Origin of the sequence: Paramesorhizobium salinisoli, assembly GCF_003335045.1 — a bacterium.
GTDB classification, from domain to species: Bacteria; Pseudomonadota; Alphaproteobacteria; order Rhizobiales; family Rhizobiaceae; genus Paramesorhizobium; species Paramesorhizobium salinisoli.
The window spans coordinates 38,029-56,585 of record NZ_QOZG01000010.1; the positions used below are offsets into that span (position 1 = coordinate 38,029).

Below are 18,557 nucleotides of genomic sequence, written 5' to 3' on the forward strand. Positions count from 1 at the left end.
AGCTGAAATCCGCAAAGAGACCTGGGTGTTCAGTCCCGAAGAGAGATGGTCGGGTGGCCGGAACCGGGCCGAGGCCCGAAGATCTTCATATCGCGGAGTTAAAAGCCATGCCCTTTTTCGATCGTAATGAAAAGTCCCTTCTTGCGAGGTTCAACGACTATCCTGCTCATGATCTCTTCGCGTAAGTGACCTGGCAAATGAGCTGACTGCCAAGACAGCTCATCGTGAACCAGTTGTTCGGCAACGTCTGGACGGTCCGCGATAATTGCTTTTAGCGCGTAGCATGCCGCACCATATGCATGCTGCGCGACATGCGCAGTTGCTACTGCCTGTCCCGCAGCGTGTACTGCCTCACATGCTGCCTTATCAGCCTTTACCGCCTTTGCTGCGGCGTGAGCACAGAGAGAGGCGCCCCGGATTACTGGCATCCTGAAGACCCGAGTATCTACCCACTGCCGGCCCAGCCTTAGCGCGTTTCCAGGGCGCTCATCTTTAGGCATGCTGCGTTCAAACATGGGAAGAACTCTTTCGGCGCAATCAAGTGCCCATACAGATAATGCCACCTGATCGTCTTTGGAGTACTTCTTAATAACGGTTGCCCATCTTCGGTGATCAACGGTTGTTCTTTGGAACGAAGCAACGCGTCTCACCGCGTGATCAACTGCCAGTGCCGAGATGCATCGCCCGCAACGCTACCATCTGCGCTTCCACGGCGTCGGGCCCGGCACGGTCGCGCGCCTCACCTGTTATGGCCAGTGTTGGATCGACCGGCATATGGCTGCGGCTCCAGCGGCTGATCTGTGCGATCACTGGTAGCAGCTGAATACCTTTTTCGGTTAGCGAATAGATTGCTTTGAGACGGTGACTGGGGTCGCCTGCTCGAGTGACGATGCCGACTCGCGTCAGCATGGCCAGGCGATCCGCCAAAATGTTGGTAGAAATGCCCTCGTCCGAGGTCAGGAACTCGCGGAAGTGTCTTTTGCCGGCGAACATCATGTCGCGAATGATCAGTAGTGTCCATTTATCGCCGAACACTTCAAGGCCGAGATTGATCGGGCAACTGGAGCGAAAAGGTGATGAGGTCATGGATTGACTCTATCTCATATGCTTGTATAAAGCAATCGATTGCATTTTGCAATCATTTGGAGGAGAACCCGATGGCGACTTTCGTTATAGTGCATGGTGCCTGGACCGGTGCCTGGGGCTGGGATCGCGTGGCCGAACAACTTCGTGCATCAGGACATGTCGTGCACGTGCCGACGCTGAGCGGACTGGGGGAACGCTCGCATTTAGCCCTGCTGCCGATCACACTGAGCACCCACATAGAGGACATCGTTAACGAGATGGTCTGGCATGACCTCAACGATGTGGTGCTGGTCGCTCATTCCTATGGCGGGTTCGTTGCGACGGGGGTGGTTGAACGCGCCGCCGAGCGCATTGCCTCCATTGTGTATCTCGATGCCTTTATTCCCAGCAACGGCCAGTCCTTCGAGGACATCATGGGCAACAAACTGACTGGTCCGGTGGTGCCAGTCCCTGAAATCGGTGACAACGAATACGCCACAGGAGCCGAACGCGACCGGGTTGCTGCCCTTGCCACGCCGCAGCCCACCGGCACCTTCACTGAGCGCCTCAAAGTCACCGGCGCTTATCTCAAAATTGCTCGCAAAGCTTACATCCTCGCCACCGGCTGGGACGGCTTCGGCTCCATCGCTGCACCACTCCGTAAAGACCCCGCATGGAAAGTATACGAACTGCCATGTGGGCACGACGTCCCGCTGCTAATGCCGAAGGAACTGGCGGAGTTGCTGGAAAAGGTCTGACTGGCTTGTTGACCTGCCGGTCTTGGCTGCCGCCTGCGCAACCTAGGCGTAGGCGCTCCCCAACATCCGGCGCTGCTCGCAAACGATGATAGCGTGCTCAGAATCATGGCCAGCGAAGGTGCGGTCATACCGGAACACCTACCGGCGCGATTGTCTTTAATCTTGCTGAGCAGCATGCAGGCCTGCTGCCGAAGGATCACGATGCCCGCGCGCGTGCGATCACGTGGATGTTTGCCGCACTTAACACCGTCGAGCCGCCGATCCTCGAATTAACGACGGCAAAACTACTCGAAGGTGACAAACCTTGGAGCCAGGAGCGCTTGCCGCTGGTTCTTCCCTTTAGACCTTTGGCATGCCCATGGGCCGCATGAAACGCTTCTGCGCGGCAATGCGAAACTGCGCATTTGGCGCGCCGTAACCCTTATAGCCGCCACGACGTTCGATGATCTCGAAGAAGAAGCCTTCCCCATAGCTAGGACTATAGAGTTGAAAATACTCACCATCTTCATCGCGATCATAAAGGATATGCCCGGTGCGCAGGCGTTCCAGCATGTCATCGTCGAGACCGAAGCGCGCATCCAGATCGTCATAATAGTTTGGCGATATGATCAGGGGCTTAAAACCGTTCTGGATTAAAGCCGAAGCGGTTGCAAAAATGTCATTGGTTGCGAATGCCATATGCTGGACAGCGGAGCCGAAATTCTCTGCAATGAAATGGCCTGCAAACGTACGGCGGTTCTCGGCGCCGTTCAAGGTGATGCGCAGCGTGCCGCTGTCATTCTCGATCGCCTGGCTTCGGACGAGGCCGGCCGGATCGACCACATCGACCATCGGTGTCTTGTGGGTCGCGAAGATCGAATTATAGAACAACAACCAGGTCAGCATCTCCTCATGACGCATGGTCTGCCCCATGTGATCGATGGCCGTCAATCCGCAATCGGCGGGTCCCTGCATATCCGCCATCGACAAAAACTCGATGTCCCAGACGTTGGCCAATTCGGTCTTTGCATCGATGAAATGCATGATGCCGCCGCCTACGCCGCGAATTGCGGGGATCTTCAGTTCGCCGGGACCGACTGGCTGTTCGAAAGGCTCGGCGCCCAGCGCCCGGGCGCGCGTCACGGTTGCCGCGGCATCTTCGACCTTGAGGCCGATGTCGCAGACGCTGGTGCCATGGACAAGATAGGAGGAATGAGCAAACCCCTCCCGCTCGGTGTTGATGACAAGCTTGATGTCACCCTGCTGCCAGAGCGCCAGGTCCTTGGAAATGTGCCGGCCGGTTCGCTTGAACCCCAAGGTGTGCAGCATTGCGCCGAGGTCCTCGGCCTCTCTTTCATCAGCTGCGAATTCGACGAATTCGATACCTGATACGGCCACGCGATCCGGCATTTCTGGCACGTGGAAGCTCGACGCCGGTTCGGCGCGGCGCACCTGGTCGGCCAGATAAAGAAGCGAGCGGTGGCCGTCGATGGAAATTGCCTTCGGCGAACCACCCCTGAACTGGTCGTTGAAGATTTCAAGCGAGAGCGGCCCATCATAGCCGGTTGCGGACACGGCACGCATAAAATCGGCAACTGGTAAATCGCCTTCACCCGGCATGTTGCGGAAATGCCTGCTCCAGTAAAGCAGGTCCATGTCGATCATCGGTGCATCGGCGAGTTGCACGAAGAAAATGCGGTTGCCGGGAATTGCCCGGATGGAATTGACGTCTATCTTTCGCGCCAGCGTATGAAAGGAATCCAGGATCAGCCCGACATTGGGGTGATCCGCCCGCCGAACGATCTCCCAGGCGTCACGATGGTCGCTGATGTGGCGCCCCCAAGCGAGCGCCTCATAGCCGACACGCAGACCGCGCTTGGCAGCGCGCTCTCCCAATGCGTGGAAATCTGCGGCCGCGCGGTCTATGCCTCCCAGTGAAAAGGGCGAGACATTGGAGCAGACCAGCATCAGATCCGTGCCCAGTTCCTCCATCAGGTCGAACTTGCGTTCCGCCCTGTCGAAGGTCCGCGACCGCTGCGGTTCGGGCATGCCTTCGAAATCTCGAAAGGGCTGGAACAGAGATATTTCGAGCCCATGGTCCTGCACCATCCGGCCGACTTCTGCCGGCGTGCCGTCGAAGGCGAGAAAATCGTTCTCAAAGATTTCGATGCCATCAAACCCAGCGGACGCTATTGCAGCAAGCTTTTCGGCCAGGTCGCCGCTGATGGAAACAGTCGCGATCGCAGTTTTCATCCAAGCACCCCTGTTTCGGCGGCCGCCGCGATCAGCTCCGCACGCAGGGCGGCGGGGTCAACCGCGGCCCCGGTGAAGAAATGGAAGGCATCGACGCCTTGATGAAAGAACAGTTCATAACCACTGATGACCGCCAGGCCAGCGGCACGAGCATCGTTCATGAATACGGTATCGACGGGGGTATATACGGCATCGAAAGCCCACCGCTGGCGGCCGAGCACCGCCTTTGGAATGGCGGTGCCGGGATAACCGACCATACCAAGCGGTGTGCAGTTGATCAGACCGTCAGCATCCGCCGCCGCGTCCTCGATCGCGGGGACGACCTCGACCGCCATTGCCGATCCGGATCGTTCGAGCGCGAGGCGTAGCGACCAGGCCCTCTGCGAATCGCGGTCGAAGATGGCAAGATGCGTGCAGCCGAGGCCCGCGAGCCCGAAGGCCACAGCCTTGCCGACGCCACCGGCCCCTGCCATCGCCACCTTTCCGGGAAAGGCCGCACCGAAGGTCTTGCGGAAGGCGCTCATGAATCCGGTGTAATCAGTGTTATGGCCCGAAGGCAGCGTGCGGTCGAAGACCACTGTGTTACAGGCACCGATTGCGGCAATCGCCGGATCGGCGATGCCGACAAGCGCTGTCACCTGTTCCTTATAGGGATACGTGATGTTGATCCCGCGAAATCCTTCACATTTGCAGAGACCGAACACCGCCCCGAAATCCCGTCCAAGATCGGCCGGGATCAGCCTGTCATAGGTGACAGTGAGCCCACAGAGCCGCCCAGCCAGCACATGAAGCAGCGGAGACTGAGATCGGGCTATATTGTCACCGATCAATCCCAGGCGGACGGTGGTATCAGGCATTCGTCGTCTCTTTCGTATTGTGCGGTCAGCTTTTTTCCGGTACGGCCAAACCCCGCGCCTTGAACCTTTTCCACAGCGGCGTCTGGCCAAGCAAAATGAGGACAATGGCCACAAACAGCGTGGCTGAAAGGGGACTGGACAGCATTCCGGTAAAGAACGCCGGCAGGCTTTCCCGTTCGGAAATGATGGCCCGGCGCCAATTGTCGTCCATCAGGCGGCTCAAGATGATGCCGAGCACGATCGGGCCGACCTGATACCCGTAAAGCTTCATGAAATAGCCGAGAACGCCGAAACCGAGCATCCACCAGACATCGGATACCGAATTGTTGATCGAATAGGCGCCAACGACGCTCAGGAGCAAGATCAGTGGGAAAAGCACGCTCTTCGGGCATTCGATGATCCTGGTGAATATCTTGATGCCGGTCAGCCCGAAAATCAGCATGAAGAAATTAGCGAGAGTCAGGTTCCCGACCGTGAACCAGAACATATCGGGCTTTTCTATCAGCAGCAGCGGCCCGGGATTAAGACCATGAATGAACAGCGCGCCGATGATGACCGCGGTGACGGCATCGCCTGGAATGCCCAGGGTCAGCATCGGAATATAGGCGCCGCCGACCGCCGCATTGTTGGCCGATTCCGGACCGACCAGGCCCTCTTTTGCCCCTTGCCCGAAAGGAACCTCAGGGTTCTTTGTAACCCTTTTGGCATGATCATAAGCCATGAGTGCCGCGATATCGCCGCCGGTTCCCGGAAGCGCGCCGATGATGACGCCGATGGCCGAGGTCTGCAGGCTGAGCGGCAGGTATTTCTTCAGATCGGCAAGGGATGGGATGATCTTGTCCACCCGTTGCTTGATCGCCGGTATGTGCAGCGTGTGCAATTGCAGCAGCGCCTCGGATACGCCGAAAAGACCGATCATGAGCGCTATGGAAGAGATGCCGTTCATCAGCTCGACGGAACCAAAGGTGAAGCGCTGCTCCGCCGTCATGGGATCGAGTCCGACCGTCCCGAGCAACATGCCAAACGCGCCGGCGAAGATGCCCTTGGCGAGGCTTTCTCCAGAAAGAGCGCCAACAAGCAGGATGCCCATCATTGCAAGCAGCATGTAATCACGCGGCTGGAACTTGATCGCGAATTCACTCACAGCCGGGGCAGCAACCGCCAGCACCGCGATGCCGATAAAGCCGCCGAAAAAGGACATTACCGTCGATAGTCCGATGGCGTTTCCGGCCTCACCCTTTTTGGCCATGGGATAGCCGTCGATGGCTGTGGCGATCGCGGCCGGAGCGCCTGGAATATTGAGCAGGATGGCCGTGCGCGAGCCGCCATAAACGCCACCCATGAAAATTCCGTTCATCAACGCCAGCGCGTGGTTGACCTCCCAACTGAAGGTGAAGGAGATCAGGATCGATACCGCCATGGTGACGGACAGACCGGGAATGGCGCCGATATAGATGCCGGCGAATGTGCCAAGAGCGGTTAATGCGAGCAACTCTGGCTGCAGCCAGGATGCGAAGAGATAAGAGAATGCGTCCATGGCTCAGTGCCTCCCGCTGAAATAGTCACCGATAGTGGAGATGATCGCCCGTTCGGGGATAATTCCCTCCGGCAGCACCACCTGAAAGATCAAGCGGAAGATGACGTAAACGCCAATGATCGACACCACCGATAACAGGAGCGCGCGCCCAAAGCGCCCGCGCTCCAAAAGCCAGATGGAGGAAAGAAGAAACAGGAAGGAAGCGAGCAGAAATCCCAGCGGCTTCAAAACCAATGAAAAGGCCAGAATAATGAGGCTGAACAGGAGAACGATCGGCGGCAGGATCTCTTTGCGAAAGCCGGTAAAGCCGCCGCCAGGTGAGGAAAGGCCGAGCGATTTGATCAATATGCCGGCCGAGGTAAGCACCATGATGGCGCTCATCGCCATCGGGAAGGTTCCGGGTGAACTGAGTGCGGAAAAACCCGAAATCAGATAGGCCTGCCAGAACATGAACAGGCTGAAGCCGAGTATGACGGCGTTGAATGCGATCGCGCCTGGGCGTCTTGTTTGCTGCTTTGACATGATATGCCTCCTCCCATCGCGGCGGAGCAAAACCCGCTCCGCCGACGCGCTACCCCAAGGTGGAGCGGCCGGGATTTATTCTTTCCGATAACCGCTCTTTTGGTCGACCCGTTTCAGGGCTTCGCGATGCCGAACTCCTCCGGCGAGTTCTTTGCAATACCGGCATCGTAGACGACCCACGCGGTGGTCGATTGCCATTTCTTGAGGAAATTGTCCGCCTCATCGCCCGAAATATTGAGCGAAACATAACCGCGATCGCTCAGAAGCTTCTGGAATTCAGCGTTTTGCGCACCAGTCTTGAAGGCCTCGACGAGCTTGGCCTTGACATCATCAGGCGTGTCGCGCTTGACGAAGACGCCGAAGAACGGACCCCAGGGCAGATATTTCTTGAATTCCGGATAATCGGCGGTGATCGGCTTGGCATCGGGCAGAACCGGGCTTGCCTGCCCGTCGATAATACCCAGCACCTTGATACGACCAGCCTTGACGTGTTCGGCGGCGACACCGAGGACCGCCGGCATGAAATCCACCGCGCCGCCCTGCATGGCGGTCAGCGCTGGCCCGTCGCCATCGAAGGGGACAGCGGTCACCTTGAAGCCAAGCTCAGCCGACAACATGCCGCCGACGACCGAGGGCAAACCACCGGGACCGGTGGAACCCATTTTGACCTGACCCGGATTGGCCTGAACATATTCGACGAGTTCCTTGATCGTGTTGAATGGCGCATCGTTGTTGGCCACGAGAACAGGTACGCCGCGTGCCAGAACATTGACCGGATAGAAGTCGTTATAGTCGAGTTTCGAAATACCCATGACTTTGTAAAGCTGCGGGTTTTCGGCACTCATCAAAAGCGTGTATCCGTCGGCGGGCTGGCTTGCGACAAACTGCGTTGCAATGGCGCCCACGCCGCCCGTCTTGTTGGTCATGACAATGCTGCGGCCGAGTACCTTCTCCGCATGAGGGGAAACCGCGCGCATCACGAGGTCGGTACTTCCGCCCGCGCCCCACTGGATGATACCCTGGAGATCCTGCTCAGGGAAATCCGCTGCGGTAGCGGTTCCGACAAACAATGCGAGGGCGGCAATCGCCCCTGTAAACTTACCAATCATTTCGAATCCTCCCAATAATCCAGAACGCAGATTGATCTTGAACCGCACGCTCAATTCCTCTGATGAGCATGTGCCGCTTATCCCACTATCAGCAGCAAGGTCTTCACACGAATGTCAAGAATCCCGCCATAACGCAAATACCAATTTTTCCACTCAATATATCATCTTGTTATGAATGGCCCGCCGCGACGCCATTGCGGATATACTCCTCCATGGCGTCGCGCAGCATCATCACAAACGCTTCCGCATAGCTGGAAAGCGCAGCATCCGCACGGTAGGCGACATATGTCTGAAAGCTCGTCTCGTCACTGATCGGGATAATCGCAAGCCCCCGATCGGTCATATCGGCGACGGTGAAGGCGTCAATCACGGCAATACCGAGGTTCTGCTTGACGAGCGCGCAGACCGTCGTGCCGAAACGCGCCCGGATGGAAATGTTGTAATCGAGGTTTTCCCGCTCGAAGATACCCGCCATGATCGCTCCGTAAGGATCCCGCGGATCGATGCCGATGAGGGGGTATTTAACGATTTCGCGCGCCGATATGATCGATTTTTCTGCCACCGGATGGTCCCTGGCGGCGATGCATACGAGTTTCCCCTTTGCCAAGGGTTCAAAAGTGATCGAGGGATGCTCGAACAAGTAGCTCATCACCACCACTTCGCCCTTGTTCAGCATCAGATAATCGATTGCCTCCTCGATTTTCAGGATCTCGAAATTCACGAGGATATCAGGGTAGCGCCGCCGGATTGCTGCCACCGCGTGCGGGACCATGACATTGGCAATGCTGGGCACCGAGCCCAGAGCCAACTCAACATCGCGGCCCCGTTCCAACTGGCCGATCGAAAACTGCAGGTCCTCGACCTTCCTGTGTACCTCCTGCAACTGCGCAAAAATGTCCTGAGCCTCGCGCGTTGGAACATAACGTCCCGCCTTGCGGATAAACAGCTTGATACCGAGCGAACTCTCGATGTGCTTCATCGTGCGACTGATGCCCGGTTGCGCGATATTCATTAGCCGCGCTGCGCCGGCAATCGTTCCGGCAACCATGATCGACCGAATCACCTCGATCTGTCGCAATGTCAGCATCACACCCTCCTCCCCCGGCTTTCCATATACCGCGCCTTACCGTCCCAGCGCGTCAGGCGGACAACCTGATTGCAACAAGCCCTTCTAATTGCTTATGCAAAATATAAAACTCGGTGATCGATATTCGAACGGCGATGTTTTCGAATGTTCAATGCCTGCCGATGCGAACGATATTGTCGGTAAGAGCCAATGCCAGATTGAGCGCGCCGCCTGATGTGGCAGCCATCTGCGGCAAGATCATCCATTCGAGCATCCAGGCCGCGCCTGACCGTTCCTGCTCGTGCACCATCGCCTGGTGCAAACCCGAAATCTGCACGGCGTTGAACCGAGCCAGACTGACCAGCACTTCCGCCGTGACCGGATTCTGCTTGTGCGACATGGCCGATGAACTGCCGCCGCCCGCAAGAGAAAGCTCATGTCCCAATTGGGCCATGAGCGCGATATCCAGACCGAATTTGCCGAGGCTACCCGATATGAGTGACAGGAGATTGCCGAAATCCGCAATGAAAGCGCGTTGATTATGCCATTGCGGCCTGTCGGCAATATCAAGTCGCTTCGCCAGTTCTTTGCGAAGTTCGACGCCTTGGGTACCGAATTTCTCCAGCGTTCCCGCCGCGCCGCCGAATTGAACCGGGAACTGAACGGTTGCAAGCCGTTCCTGACAATTCGCCAGTGGCGCAAGCCAGCTCGCAATGCGATCAGCCGCCATTATCGGAATGGCAGGTTGCATGCGCGTATGGGCGGTCAGCCCGTTGTTTCCGAATGTCGCCTCGAGCCTGCCCAACTTGCCGGAGAGTTGCTGTATCCGGCCAAACAGGATTTGGCTGACGCGTTTCAGCCTTAAAATGAGGCTCGTATCGATGACATCCTGGCTGGTGGCGCCGAAGTGCACGTGGCTTGCGAACTCCACTCCAACAGCGTTGCGAAGCTGGCCGACCAGTTCGGGAATGATGGTGCCGTCGCGTGCTGCCGCACGCTCCAGGGCAGCAATGTCAGGCTCGAATGTGCCTGCAGCCTCGCTGATCCTGCTCGCGGCCGCAGCGGGTATGAGCCTGAGCGATGCCTGGGCTTGCGCCAATGCAGCCTCAAATCGAACCATGGCGGCGATATCGGCGGAAGAGACGAAAAGCCCCGTGATCTCTTCGTCTCTACCGAAAAGACCTGTCAGGAACGGATGTTCGAAAACCGAAATACTCATCGTTCAGATATCAAAAAATACGGTTTCCTTCTCGCCCTGCAGGTGAATGTCGAAATGGTAGACATCGCCTTCGCGTAGTCCGATGAGCGTTTGCATGCGCATCCGGTGCTCGATCCGCGCGAGAACCGGATCTTCTGTATTGGCTGCTTCTTCGTCCGAAAAATACATCCGCGTTTGCAGGCCGAGATTAATGCCACGTGCCACGATCCACAAGGTGACATGCGGCGCCATAAGCCGTCCGTCCCTGAACGGAACGCGACCCGGCTTGATCGTCTCGAAGACGAATTCACCTGTTTCCATATTGCTTGGGCAGCGGCCCCAGCCGGGGAAATTCGGATCAGCCCGGCCGCCCGTTTCAGACGGGCTGTTATAGAGTCCTTTGGCATCGGCCTGCCAGATTTCGACGAGCGCGTCGCGCAGCGGCGCACCGATCCCGTCTATGACGCGGCCTTTGATGGTGATGCGTTCGCCGATGGTTTTGTCATTGCACAGCGAACCGGAACCCAGATCCTCTGCGGAGATCCCGTTGATGCCGACGAAGTTTGGCGTCAATCCGATATGGACATACGGGCCGGCGGTCTGGGAAGTGGTTTCCTTGAGATAGCCGAGCGGTTGCGCCATGTCAGTTACCCTCCGGACGGTTTTCAAACAATGAGGAACGGCGGCCGCGCAGGACGATATCGAACTTGTAGGCGCGCATGTCCATCGGCATGCTCGCATTCATGTCCAGCGGAGCAATGAGGCGCTCGATTGCCGATTTATCAGGGATGGCTTTCACGATGGGGCAACGCAAGATGAGCGGATCGCCCTCGAAATACATTTGGGTAATGAGGCGCTGCGCAAAACCATGTCCGAAGATGGAGAAATGGATGTGCGCCGGTCGCCAGTCATTGACGCCGTTCGGCCACGGATAGGGGCCGGGCTGGATCGTCTTGAACCAGTAACAGCCGTTCTCGTCAGTGATCGTGCGACCTACGCCGCCGAAATTCGGATCAATGGCCGAAAGATAGGTTTCCTTCTTGTGGCGGTATCTGCCGCCGGCATTGGCCTGCCAGAACTCAAGAAGTGCGCCGGGCACAGGGCTGTTTCTTTCGTCGAGTACGCGGCCATGGACCAGAATGCGCGGGCCGATAGGCATTTCGCCGGGCCTGGCATAATTGAGGATCAGGTCGTTATCGAGCTCGTGCAGCATGTTATGGCCGAAGACCGGGCCTGTGATTTCGCTTTTCGTGCCTTCGAGTGAAAGCAGCGCGCGCGTAGGAGAGCGAAGCACCGAGGTCTTGTAGCACGGCGTACAGGCTGGAGGATGAATTGAAAGGTCACGAGCGAAAAAGGGGCTCGTTTCCGACAGGCTGTTCTTCATTTTTCAGCTTTCTTCCGTTCCATCTCCGCATAGGTCTGCTTGGCAATCTTGAAAGCGTGGTTCGACGCCGGAATCCCCGCATAGATCGCAACATGCATCAATGCTTCGCAGATGTCCTCCCTGGTTGCGCCCGTATTCTCCGTAGCGCGAATATGCATGGCGACTTCCTCGTCCTGGCCCAGTGCCGCCAGAAGTGCAATTGTCACAATCGAACGCTCGCGCCTGGTCAAGCCGGGGCGGGCCCAGACCGTGCCCCACGCAGCCTCGGTTATCAGCTGCTGAAAGGGCGCATCAAAATCGGTCGCGGCGTTTGATGCCCGATCCACATGCGCATCGCCCAGAACGGAACGGCGTACGCTCATGCCCAGTTGGTAATGTTCGGACGGCACGGCATTGTCAGCCATGAATTATTCTCCGTGCAACAGATCGTGTGAGAGGAAGTCGCGCAAAAGCGCAGTGTAGCCGTCCGGCTGTTCGACGCAGGGGATGTGCCCGCAGCCTGGAATTTCGGCAAAGCGTGCGCCGGGGATACGGTCAGCCAACTCTCGCACGAGAGCGGGTGGCGTCGCGCCGTCTTGATCGCTTGCGATACAAAGAACAGGTACGGCTATCCGTTTTGTCGCGCCGGTAAAATCAGCGTCGCGCAGGGCAGCGCAGGTAGCGGCATAGCCGTGGAGCGGCTGGCGGACAAACATGTTGCAATAGGCACGATAGGCGGCATTGTCCGGCTTGCGATAACCGGCCGTGAACCAGCGCGGCATGGTGGCATCGAGAATACTGGCAAGACCGTCTCTCATGATCGTGTCGATGCGGCCGTTCCACATCTCCGCCGTACCGATCTTGTGTGCGGTATTGGAAAGAATGAGGCCGGCCACCAGATCGGGCCGCGCGGCATAGACGCCCTGTGCAATCAGCCCGCCGACCGACAGGCCGCACAAAACGGTGCGACCAATGGACAGCTTTTCAAGCAACGCGATCAGATCCTGTGCCAGAAGCTCTATCGTATAGGGCGTTTCACCGATATCGGAGAGGCCATGTCCACGCAGGTCAAAAGCCAGTGTAGTGACTTCATTGCCGAGCCGGTCCCTAACGTCATTCCAGATGCGGTGATCGGTTCCAAGCGAACTGATGAAAACGAGCACGGGGTCTGCTTTCCCGCTCGTCCGCAAATCATAATGAAAAACGGTGTCGTTTATCTCGGCAAACAGCAAGGCTTTCTCCTCTTGGGATGACACTCTCGCGCTTCCATCCGGTTAAGTAAAATGATAATCTTGACCAGAATCATAACTTATAGGTTATAAATAGCGTGATCGGAAACAGGATAAAGTTTCGCCATCTGCACACATTCGTTGAAGTGGCGCGGCAGAAGAGCGTGATGAAAGCCTCGGAAATTCTCAATGTAAGCCAACCGGCGGTCACCAAAACGATACGTGAACTGGAAGAAATCCTGGGTGTTTCCGTTCTGGAGCGCGACGGCCGCGGCATCAGGGTTACACGCTACGGCGAGGTGTTCCTGCGCCATGCGGGGAGCGCGCTGACAGCCCTACGTCAAGGATTGGACTCTGTCTCAAAGGAACTGGACGGCTCCGGTCCGCCGGTCAGCGTTGGAGCGCTGCCTACAGTTTCGACCCGTATCATGCCGAAGGCGATAAGCCTGTTCCTGGAAGAGAGAACCGGCAGCAGCGTAAAAATAGTAACCGGCGAAAATGCTGTCCTTTTGGAGCAGTTGCGGGTCGGAGATCTCGATCTTGTGGTTGGCCGTCTGGCCGCACCGGAGAAAATGACGGGCTTCTCATTCGAGCATCTTTACTCGGAGCGGGTGCGGTTCCTGGTAAGAGCGGGTCATCCGCTGACCGATGGCCGCGCTGTTTTCGATCGTCTGGCTGGCTACCCTGTTCTCATGCCGACCCGCAATTCGGTCATTCGACCGTTTGTCGAGCAATTGCTGATCACCAATGGCATCGGTTCCCTGCCAACGCAGATCGAAACCGTTTCCGACGCCTTTGGCCGGGCTTTTGTTCGCGACAGCGATGCGGTTTGGATCATTTCTGAAGGCGTTGCCGCTCGAGACGTTGCCGAAGGCAAGCTTGTTGTCCTTCCTATTGATACGAGCGAAACGACCGGGCCGGTCGGGCTTACCATGCGAACGGATGTGATCCAGACGGCTGCCATGCAAATTCTCGTGCAAACGATACGCCAGGCGGCCGGCATGTCGGCCGGGATAAAAAAGACAATGCGGTCAGGCGCCTGAACGGCGACTGACTTTTCTATCGCGCGAAACTCTCGTCGAAAATGCATGCCGCTGGCCGACCCGGTTCTTAAAAGGGCAAGCCAACATAATTTTCGGCCAAGGCGAGCGAAGCTGCTTTCGAGCGCCTGATATAGTCGAGTTCGGCCTCCTGAAGCCTCTGGTCAAAAGGGTCCATTTCCGGAAAGCGATGCAGCATTTTCGTCATGGAGGAGAAGCGCTCAGCTTTCCAGACGCGGGTCAGAGCGCGCCCTGAATATGCGGCGAGACGGCAGTTGATTTGTCGAGATAGTATTCTTTCAATCCTTCGAACAGGTAGTACACATTGCTGGCCGCGAGATTGAGGCCCTTGGCGCCGGTGGGAGGCACAATATGTGCGGCATCGCCGACCAGGAACAGGCGTCCAAAACGCATAGGCTCGGCTAAGAAGGAACGCAGCGGCGCTATCGACTTTTCAAACGAAGGGCCTGTCACCATTGTTTGCGCGTGGTGATCCGGCAAGCGGCGGCGCAGTTCATCATAAAAGCGCTCGTCGCTCCAGTCTTCGAGTTTTCGTCGAACGCACATTGGATGTAATAGCGGCTGCGTGTCGGCGAGCGCATGGAGCATAGGGCAAAGCCACGCTCATGGTTGGCGTAGATCAACTCGTGATCGACCGGCGGAATGTCGGCGAGAACCCCAAGCCAGCTAGCGGGCCCTGAGCCGATGATCGCGACTTTGGTGCGCATGATTTCCTCTCAACGCGGTTCTGCCTTTATTCTTTAGGGGCGTTGCAGGCTGAGCAATGGACGTTTGAGGCATAAAATTGCACAAATAGAACATGAATCGGGCGGCTATCGGCTAAAAGGCTTACCTCTATTGGATGAATCAAGCATTTCAAACACATGCTGCAAGGTGCTGCCTCATTGCAGTACGGCGCGCAAATCCGATTGGACTTTCAGCATCGCAGGCAGCATGCTCTCCAGGAGATCGCTGATCTCCACATGGGCTGCAGGCGCGCCAATATTCAGCGCCGCAACCACCGCCCCACGGTGATTGAAGACTGGCACGGCGATGGAGCGCAGCCCAAGTTCCAGCTCCTGATCGTTGATCGCGTAGCCTTGCGCGCGGATGCGTCCTAATTCTTCGATCAGCCGATCGGGCTCGGTCCTGGTGAAGGGGGTACGCGATTTCAGCTCAGTGCGCTCCAGCACGCTACGAGCTTCTGCTTCACCGAGCCACGCGAGAAGAACACGCCCCATCGAGGCGCAATAAGCGGGCAGTCGGCTTCCGGCCATCAGATTAATCGACATGACGCGTATCTGCGCGGCGCGAGCGATATAAACAATCTCCGTTCCGTCGAGCACCGAAGCAGAGGCGCTTTCGCCGACCACATCGGAAAGGCGATCAAGATGCGGCTGGATGATCGTAGGCAAAGGTGTGGCTGAAAGATAAGCATGGCCCAGCCGCAGGATCTTCGGCAACAGCATAAAGAACTTGCCGTCATATTCGGCATAGCCGAGTTGCGCGAGCGTGAGCAGGCACCGGCGCGCCGTCGCCCGGTCCAGACCGGTGATCCTCGATACTTCGGCAATGGAAAGGCGCGACTTGTCCTCGCCAAAGGCTTCGATTACCCGCAATCCCTTGGCAAACCCGCCGACAAAATCCGTCTCGCGCATATGACACTCTCCATTTCCTTCGGTCTATTTTGTGCGATAATTGAACAAAAATCAAATACCGCACAAATGAATTGACCATTTCGGAGCTGATTGGCTAACTCCTGCGGGAATGACGCTGGAGTTCGGATTTAAGCCGTTGCTCTCGGCACGGAGGTCTTCATGGATAAAACAATCGGAAGTCTGCCGGAGGCAATCGCCGAAATAGGCGATGGCGCTACCCTCATGATCGGGGGCTTTGGCGGATCCGGTGCGCCGATCGAGCTTATTCATGCTTTGATCGACAAAGGACCGAAAAACCTGACGGTTATCAACAACAATGCGGGCAATGGACGTATCGGCATTGCCGCCATGATCGATGCAGGCATGGTCAGGAAGATGATCTGCTCGTTTCCGCGTTCCTCCGATCCGCGCGCCTTCACAGACAAATATCTTGCTGGAGAGATCGAGCTTGAGCTGGTTGCGCAAGGAACACTCGCCGAACGCATCCGCGCAGGCGGTGCAGGTATTCCTGCGTTCTATACGCCGACGGCTTATGGCACCGAACTGGCTGAGGGCAAAGTCATCGCTGAGTTCGACGGTCGCCCCTATGTGCAGGAGCGCTGGCTGAAGGCGGACTTCGCGCTGATCAAAGCCCATATCGGCGATATTCACGGCAATCTCACCTATCGAATGGCAGCGCGCAATTTCAACCCGCTGATGTGCATGGCGGCGACCAGGACCATCGTGCAGGCGTCGCAGATCGTGCCGCTCGGTGGTATCAAACCTGAGAACGTCATCACCCCCGGCATCTTCGTTGATCGCGTCGTTGAAGTCGCAACCCCGCGACAGGAAGAAGAACTCACACGGGCAGGAGTGGCTTACGCATGACCATTGACACCCATGAGGACATCAAGCTTTCCAATGCCCAAATCGCCTGGCGCGCCGCGCAGGATATTGCTGATGGCGCCTATGTGAATCTCGGCATCGGCTTTCCGGAGATGGTTGCCCGCTACCAGCCAGCGGGTCGAGAGGCGATTTTCCATACCGAGAACGGTATTCTGGATTTCGGTGAGGCGCCACCCGAAGGCGAAGAGGACTGGGACCTGATCAATGCCGGCAAAAAGGCGGTAACGCTGAAGCCAGGCGCGTCCTTCTTTCACCATGCCGACAGCTTCGCCATGGTACGCGGCGGTCATCTCGATGTGGCGATCCTCGGAGCCTATCAAGTGGCCGAGAATGGTGATCTTGCCAACTGGCGCGTGGGTGCAAGAGGTGTTCCGGCGGTTGGCGGCGCAATGGACCTCGTGCACGGCGCCAAGCAGGTCGTCGTTATCACCGAACACGTGACCAGGAATGGAGAGCCGAAGCTGGTGGAACGATGCACCTTCCCGTTGACGGGGCTGGGCTGCATCACGCGCGTTTACACCAGCCATGCCGTCATTGACATCGACAAAGGCCGTTTTGTCCTGCGCGAAAAACTGGCCGCCATGCCACTGGATGTGCTCCAGGCCATGACAGGCGCAAAGCTCCATATCGCGGGGCCTGTCGCTGATCTTGTCGTTCCCGAATTGTGAGGCTGACCATGGCTGAAGCTTATATATGCGACTATGTCCGCACACCAATAGGCCGCTATGGTGGCGTGCTTTCCTCTGTTCGTGCGGACGATCTCGGCGCGATCCCTTTGAAGGCTTTGATGGAACGCAACCGCTCGGTCGACTGGCAAGCGGTTAACGATGTGATCTTCGGTTGCGCCAATCAGGCAGGCGAGGACAATCGCAATGTCGCGCGCATGTCGCTGCTGCTTGCAGGGTTCCCGGTTCGCGTGTCCGGCACGACGATCAACCGCCTCTGCGGATCGGGCATGGATGCCGTCATCACCGCGGCGCGCGCCATCAAGGCGGGCGAGGCGGATCTGATTATCGCCGGCGGTGTGGAAAGCATGAGCCGTGCGCCTTTAGTCATGCCTAAGGCGGATAGCGCCTTCTCGCGCAAGGCGGAGATTTTCGACACCACCATCGGCTGGCGCTTCATCAATCCGATGATGAAAAAGCAATATGGCGTCGATTCCATGCCCGAAACCGGAGAGAATGTCTCCGAAGAATATAAAATTTCGCGCCAGGATCAGGACATTTTTGCGTTGCGCAGCCAGGAGAAGGCCGCCGCGGCACAGGCCAACGGCCGTCTTGCGAAGGAAATCGCGCCGGTCACGATCCCCCAGCGCAAGGGCGATCCGCTTGTTGTTGAGAAGGATGAACATCCGCGCGCAACCAGTCTTGAAGCGCTGGCCAGATTGCCGACGCCCTTCCGAGAAGGCGGTACGGTGACAGCGGGCAATTCATCAGGCGTCAATGACGGCGCGGCAGCGCTCATCATCGCCTCGGCAGCGGCAGCGAAGCAATATGGTTTGACGCCTATTGCCCGTATTGTGGGTGGCGCGGCTGCGGGCGTTCCTCCGCGTATCATGGGTATCGGACCTGCTCCGGCGACAAGGAAACTTTGCGCGCGCATCGGCATCGCGCCGGATGCCTTTGATGTGATTGAGCTGAATGAAGCCTTCGCTTCCCAAGGGCTCGCCGTGCTGCGTGAGCTCGATATCGCCGACGACGACAAACGCGTCAATCCGAACGGCGGCGCCATCGCGCTTGGGCACCCGCTTGGGATGTCCGGTGCGCGCATTGCCGGAACCACGGCGCTGGAACTCTCGCTCAACGGTGGGAAGTATGCCCTGGCAACCATGTGTATCGGGGTTGGGCAGGGCATCGCTATTGCCCTCGAAAGGGCTTGAGGCTGCTCCCGCTTGCAACTGAACATGCGGAAACGTACCAGCGCTTCCCGTTCGGGACTCTAAATCGTGATCGGGCAGCGAATGAGCACCGCATATGGGCGCCTGGCAATGCCCGGACCGGGCGACCATTTAGATTTCGTTCGCATGCCTGCCCATAGC

General features: G+C 57.5%; 19 protein-coding genes and 2 pseudogenes. 6 read left to right on the forward strand and 15 right to left on the reverse strand.

All coding sequences use genetic code 11. The annotated features are described in order from the left end of the window. Positions 1-98: 98 nt before the first annotated feature. Positions 99-650, reverse strand: a complete 552-nt coding sequence (locus DUT91_RS27535; RefSeq protein ID WP_425373823.1) for a putative immunity protein — start codon at positions 648-650, stop codon at positions 99-101. Positions 651-657: 7 nt separating this feature from the next. Then, a complete protein-coding gene (locus tag DUT91_RS20270) occupies positions 658-1,086 on the reverse strand; it encodes a winged helix-turn-helix transcriptional regulator (RefSeq protein ID WP_114442359.1) in 429 nt (142 codons plus the stop codon). A gap of 71 nt (positions 1,087-1,157) precedes the next feature. Between DUT91_RS20270 and DUT91_RS20275 the strand changes: the two genes are divergently transcribed. Next, complete coding sequence (locus DUT91_RS20275) at positions 1,158-1,823, forward strand: alpha/beta fold hydrolase (RefSeq protein WP_160113682.1); 666 nt, start codon at positions 1,158-1,160, stop codon at positions 1,821-1,823. A 140-nt stretch (positions 1,824-1,963) separates the two neighbouring features. Further along, positions 1,964-2,155: pseudogene (locus tag DUT91_RS26775) on the forward strand (glutathione S-transferase family protein); the annotation flags it as partial. Positions 2,156-2,162: 7 nt separating this feature from the next. On the opposite strand, the gene DUT91_RS20285 reads toward DUT91_RS26775, so the two are convergent. The 11 genes from DUT91_RS20285 to pcaD form a co-directional block, all read right to left on the reverse strand. Beyond that, on the reverse strand, positions 2,163-4,055 hold the full coding sequence (locus DUT91_RS20285) for a bifunctional sugar phosphate isomerase/epimerase/4-hydroxyphenylpyruvate dioxygenase family protein (RefSeq protein WP_114442314.1): 1,893 nt from the start codon (positions 4,053-4,055) through the stop codon (positions 2,163-2,165). After that, positions 4,052-4,912 carry a shikimate dehydrogenase family protein gene (locus DUT91_RS20290; RefSeq protein ID WP_114442315.1) on the reverse strand — a complete coding sequence of 287 codons (861 nt, stop codon included), beginning with the start codon at positions 4,910-4,912 and terminating at the stop codon, positions 4,052-4,054. The genes DUT91_RS20285 and DUT91_RS20290 overlap by 4 nt, the downstream gene beginning before the upstream one ends. Positions 4,913-4,937: 25 nt before the next feature. Further along, positions 4,938-6,449, reverse strand: coding sequence for a tripartite tricarboxylate transporter permease (locus tag DUT91_RS20295; protein ID WP_114442316.1), 1,512 nt, complete (start codon positions 6,447-6,449; stop codon positions 4,938-4,940). Between the two features lie 3 nt (positions 6,450-6,452). After that, a complete protein-coding gene (locus DUT91_RS20300; protein ID WP_114442317.1) occupies positions 6,453-6,971 on the reverse strand; it encodes a tripartite tricarboxylate transporter TctB family protein in 519 nt (172 codons plus the stop codon). Positions 6,972-7,084: 113 nt separating this feature from the next. Next, complete coding sequence (locus tag DUT91_RS20305) at positions 7,085-8,080, reverse strand: Bug family tripartite tricarboxylate transporter substrate binding protein (protein ID WP_114442318.1); 996 nt, start codon at positions 8,078-8,080, stop codon at positions 7,085-7,087. A 169-nt stretch (positions 8,081-8,249) separates the two neighbouring features. After that, positions 8,250-9,170 (reverse strand): LysR family transcriptional regulator, encoded by a 921-nt coding sequence (locus DUT91_RS20310; RefSeq protein WP_114442319.1) that lies wholly within the window; start codon positions 9,168-9,170, stop codon positions 8,250-8,252. Between the two features lie 145 nt (positions 9,171-9,315). After that, positions 9,316-10,365: a 3-carboxy-cis,cis-muconate cycloisomerase gene (locus DUT91_RS20315; RefSeq protein ID WP_114442320.1), complete on the reverse strand. Its 1,050-nt coding sequence runs from the start codon at positions 10,363-10,365 to the stop codon at positions 9,316-9,318. Positions 10,366-10,368: 3 nt separating this feature from the next. Then, positions 10,369-10,986 carry a protocatechuate 3,4-dioxygenase subunit alpha gene (gene pcaG, locus DUT91_RS20320; protein ID WP_114442321.1) on the reverse strand — a complete coding sequence of 206 codons (618 nt, stop codon included), beginning with the start codon at positions 10,984-10,986 and terminating at the stop codon, positions 10,369-10,371. A 1-nt stretch (position 10,987) separates the two neighbouring features. After that, a complete protein-coding gene (pcaH, locus tag DUT91_RS20325) occupies positions 10,988-11,728 on the reverse strand; it encodes a protocatechuate 3,4-dioxygenase subunit beta (protein WP_114442322.1) in 741 nt (246 codons plus the stop codon). Then, on the reverse strand, positions 11,725-12,132 hold the full coding sequence (gene pcaC / locus DUT91_RS20330; RefSeq protein ID WP_114442323.1) for a 4-carboxymuconolactone decarboxylase: 408 nt from the start codon (positions 12,130-12,132) through the stop codon (positions 11,725-11,727). Before pcaC ends, pcaH begins: the two co-directional genes overlap by 4 nt. Positions 12,133-12,135: 3 nt before the next feature. Further along, positions 12,136-12,939: a 3-oxoadipate enol-lactonase gene (gene pcaD, locus DUT91_RS20335; protein ID WP_114442324.1), complete on the reverse strand. Its 804-nt coding sequence runs from the start codon at positions 12,937-12,939 to the stop codon at positions 12,136-12,138. 95 nt (positions 12,940-13,034) lie between these two features. Here pcaD and pcaQ point away from each other — a divergent pair, with 95 nt between their 5' ends. Then, on the forward strand, positions 13,035-13,979 hold the full coding sequence (pcaQ, locus tag DUT91_RS20340) for a pca operon transcription factor PcaQ (RefSeq protein WP_114442325.1): 945 nt from the start codon (positions 13,035-13,037) through the stop codon (positions 13,977-13,979). A 237-nt stretch (positions 13,980-14,216) separates the two neighbouring features. Here pcaQ and DUT91_RS20345 read toward each other — a convergent pair. Together DUT91_RS20345 and DUT91_RS20350 are read right to left on the reverse strand one after the other, a co-directional pair. After that, a pseudogene (locus DUT91_RS20345) lies at positions 14,217-14,704 on the reverse strand (FAD-dependent monooxygenase). Between the two features lie 174 nt (positions 14,705-14,878). Then, positions 14,879-15,634, reverse strand: coding sequence for an IclR family transcriptional regulator (locus tag DUT91_RS20350; RefSeq protein ID WP_114442326.1), 756 nt, complete (start codon positions 15,632-15,634; stop codon positions 14,879-14,881). A 159-nt stretch (positions 15,635-15,793) separates the two neighbouring features. Between DUT91_RS20350 and DUT91_RS20355 the strand changes: the two genes are divergently transcribed. From DUT91_RS20355 to pcaF, 3 genes are read left to right on the forward strand one after another with little or no spacing between them, the layout of a single operon-like run. Next, on the forward strand, positions 15,794-16,501 hold the full coding sequence (locus DUT91_RS20355; protein ID WP_114442327.1) for a 3-oxoacid CoA-transferase subunit A: 708 nt from the start codon (positions 15,794-15,796) through the stop codon (positions 16,499-16,501). Beyond that, positions 16,498-17,187, forward strand: coding sequence for a 3-oxoacid CoA-transferase subunit B (locus tag DUT91_RS20360; protein ID WP_114442328.1), 690 nt, complete (start codon positions 16,498-16,500; stop codon positions 17,185-17,187). Before DUT91_RS20355 ends, DUT91_RS20360 begins: the two co-directional genes overlap by 4 nt. A gap of 8 nt (positions 17,188-17,195) precedes the next feature. Continuing rightward, positions 17,196-18,398, forward strand: a complete 1,203-nt coding sequence (gene pcaF, locus DUT91_RS20365; RefSeq protein ID WP_114442329.1) for a 3-oxoadipyl-CoA thiolase — start codon at positions 17,196-17,198, stop codon at positions 18,396-18,398. The last annotated feature ends 159 nt before the right edge of the window (positions 18,399-18,557 follow it).

Coding starts and splice junctions, on each gene's coding strand:
- DUT91_RS20270 (WP_114442359.1), bottom strand. CDS start 1,086: ATGACCTCATCACCTTTTCGCTCCAGTTGCCCGATCAATCTCGGCCTT.
- DUT91_RS20275 (WP_160113682.1), top strand. CDS start 1,158: ATGGCGACTTTCGTTATAGTGCATGGTGCCTGGACCGGTGCCTGGGGC.
- DUT91_RS20285 (WP_114442314.1), bottom strand. CDS start 4,055: ATGAAAACTGCGATCGCGACTGTTTCCATCAGCGGCGACCTGGCCGAA.
- DUT91_RS20290 (WP_114442315.1), bottom strand. CDS start 4,912: ATGCCTGATACCACCGTCCGCCTGGGATTGATCGGTGACAATATAGCC.
- DUT91_RS20295 (WP_114442316.1), bottom strand. CDS start 6,449: ATGGACGCATTCTCTTATCTCTTCGCATCCTGGCTGCAGCCAGAGTTG.
- DUT91_RS20300 (WP_114442317.1), bottom strand. CDS start 6,971: ATGTCAAAGCAGCAAACAAGACGCCCAGGCGCGATCGCATTCAACGCC.
- DUT91_RS20305 (WP_114442318.1), bottom strand. CDS start 8,080: ATGATTGGTAAGTTTACAGGGGCGATTGCCGCCCTCGCATTGTTTGTC.
- DUT91_RS20315 (WP_114442320.1), bottom strand. CDS start 10,365: ATGAGTATTTCGGTTTTCGAACATCCGTTCCTGACAGGTCTTTTCGGT.
- pcaG (WP_114442321.1), bottom strand. CDS start 10,986: ATGGCGCAACCGCTCGGCTATCTCAAGGAAACCACTTCCCAGACCGCC.
- pcaH (WP_114442322.1), bottom strand. CDS start 11,728: ATGAAGAACAGCCTGTCGGAAACGAGCCCCTTTTTCGCTCGTGACCTT.
- pcaC (WP_114442323.1), bottom strand. CDS start 12,132: ATGGCTGACAATGCCGTGCCGTCCGAACATTACCAACTGGGCATGAGC.
- DUT91_RS20350 (WP_114442326.1), bottom strand. CDS start 15,634: ATGCGCGAGACGGATTTTGTCGGCGGGTTTGCCAAGGGATTGCGGGTA.
- DUT91_RS20355 (WP_114442327.1), top strand. CDS start 15,794: ATGGATAAAACAATCGGAAGTCTGCCGGAGGCAATCGCCGAAATAGGC.
- DUT91_RS20360 (WP_114442328.1), top strand. CDS start 16,498: ATGACCATTGACACCCATGAGGACATCAAGCTTTCCAATGCCCAAATC.
- pcaF (WP_114442329.1), top strand. CDS start 17,196: ATGGCTGAAGCTTATATATGCGACTATGTCCGCACACCAATAGGCCGC.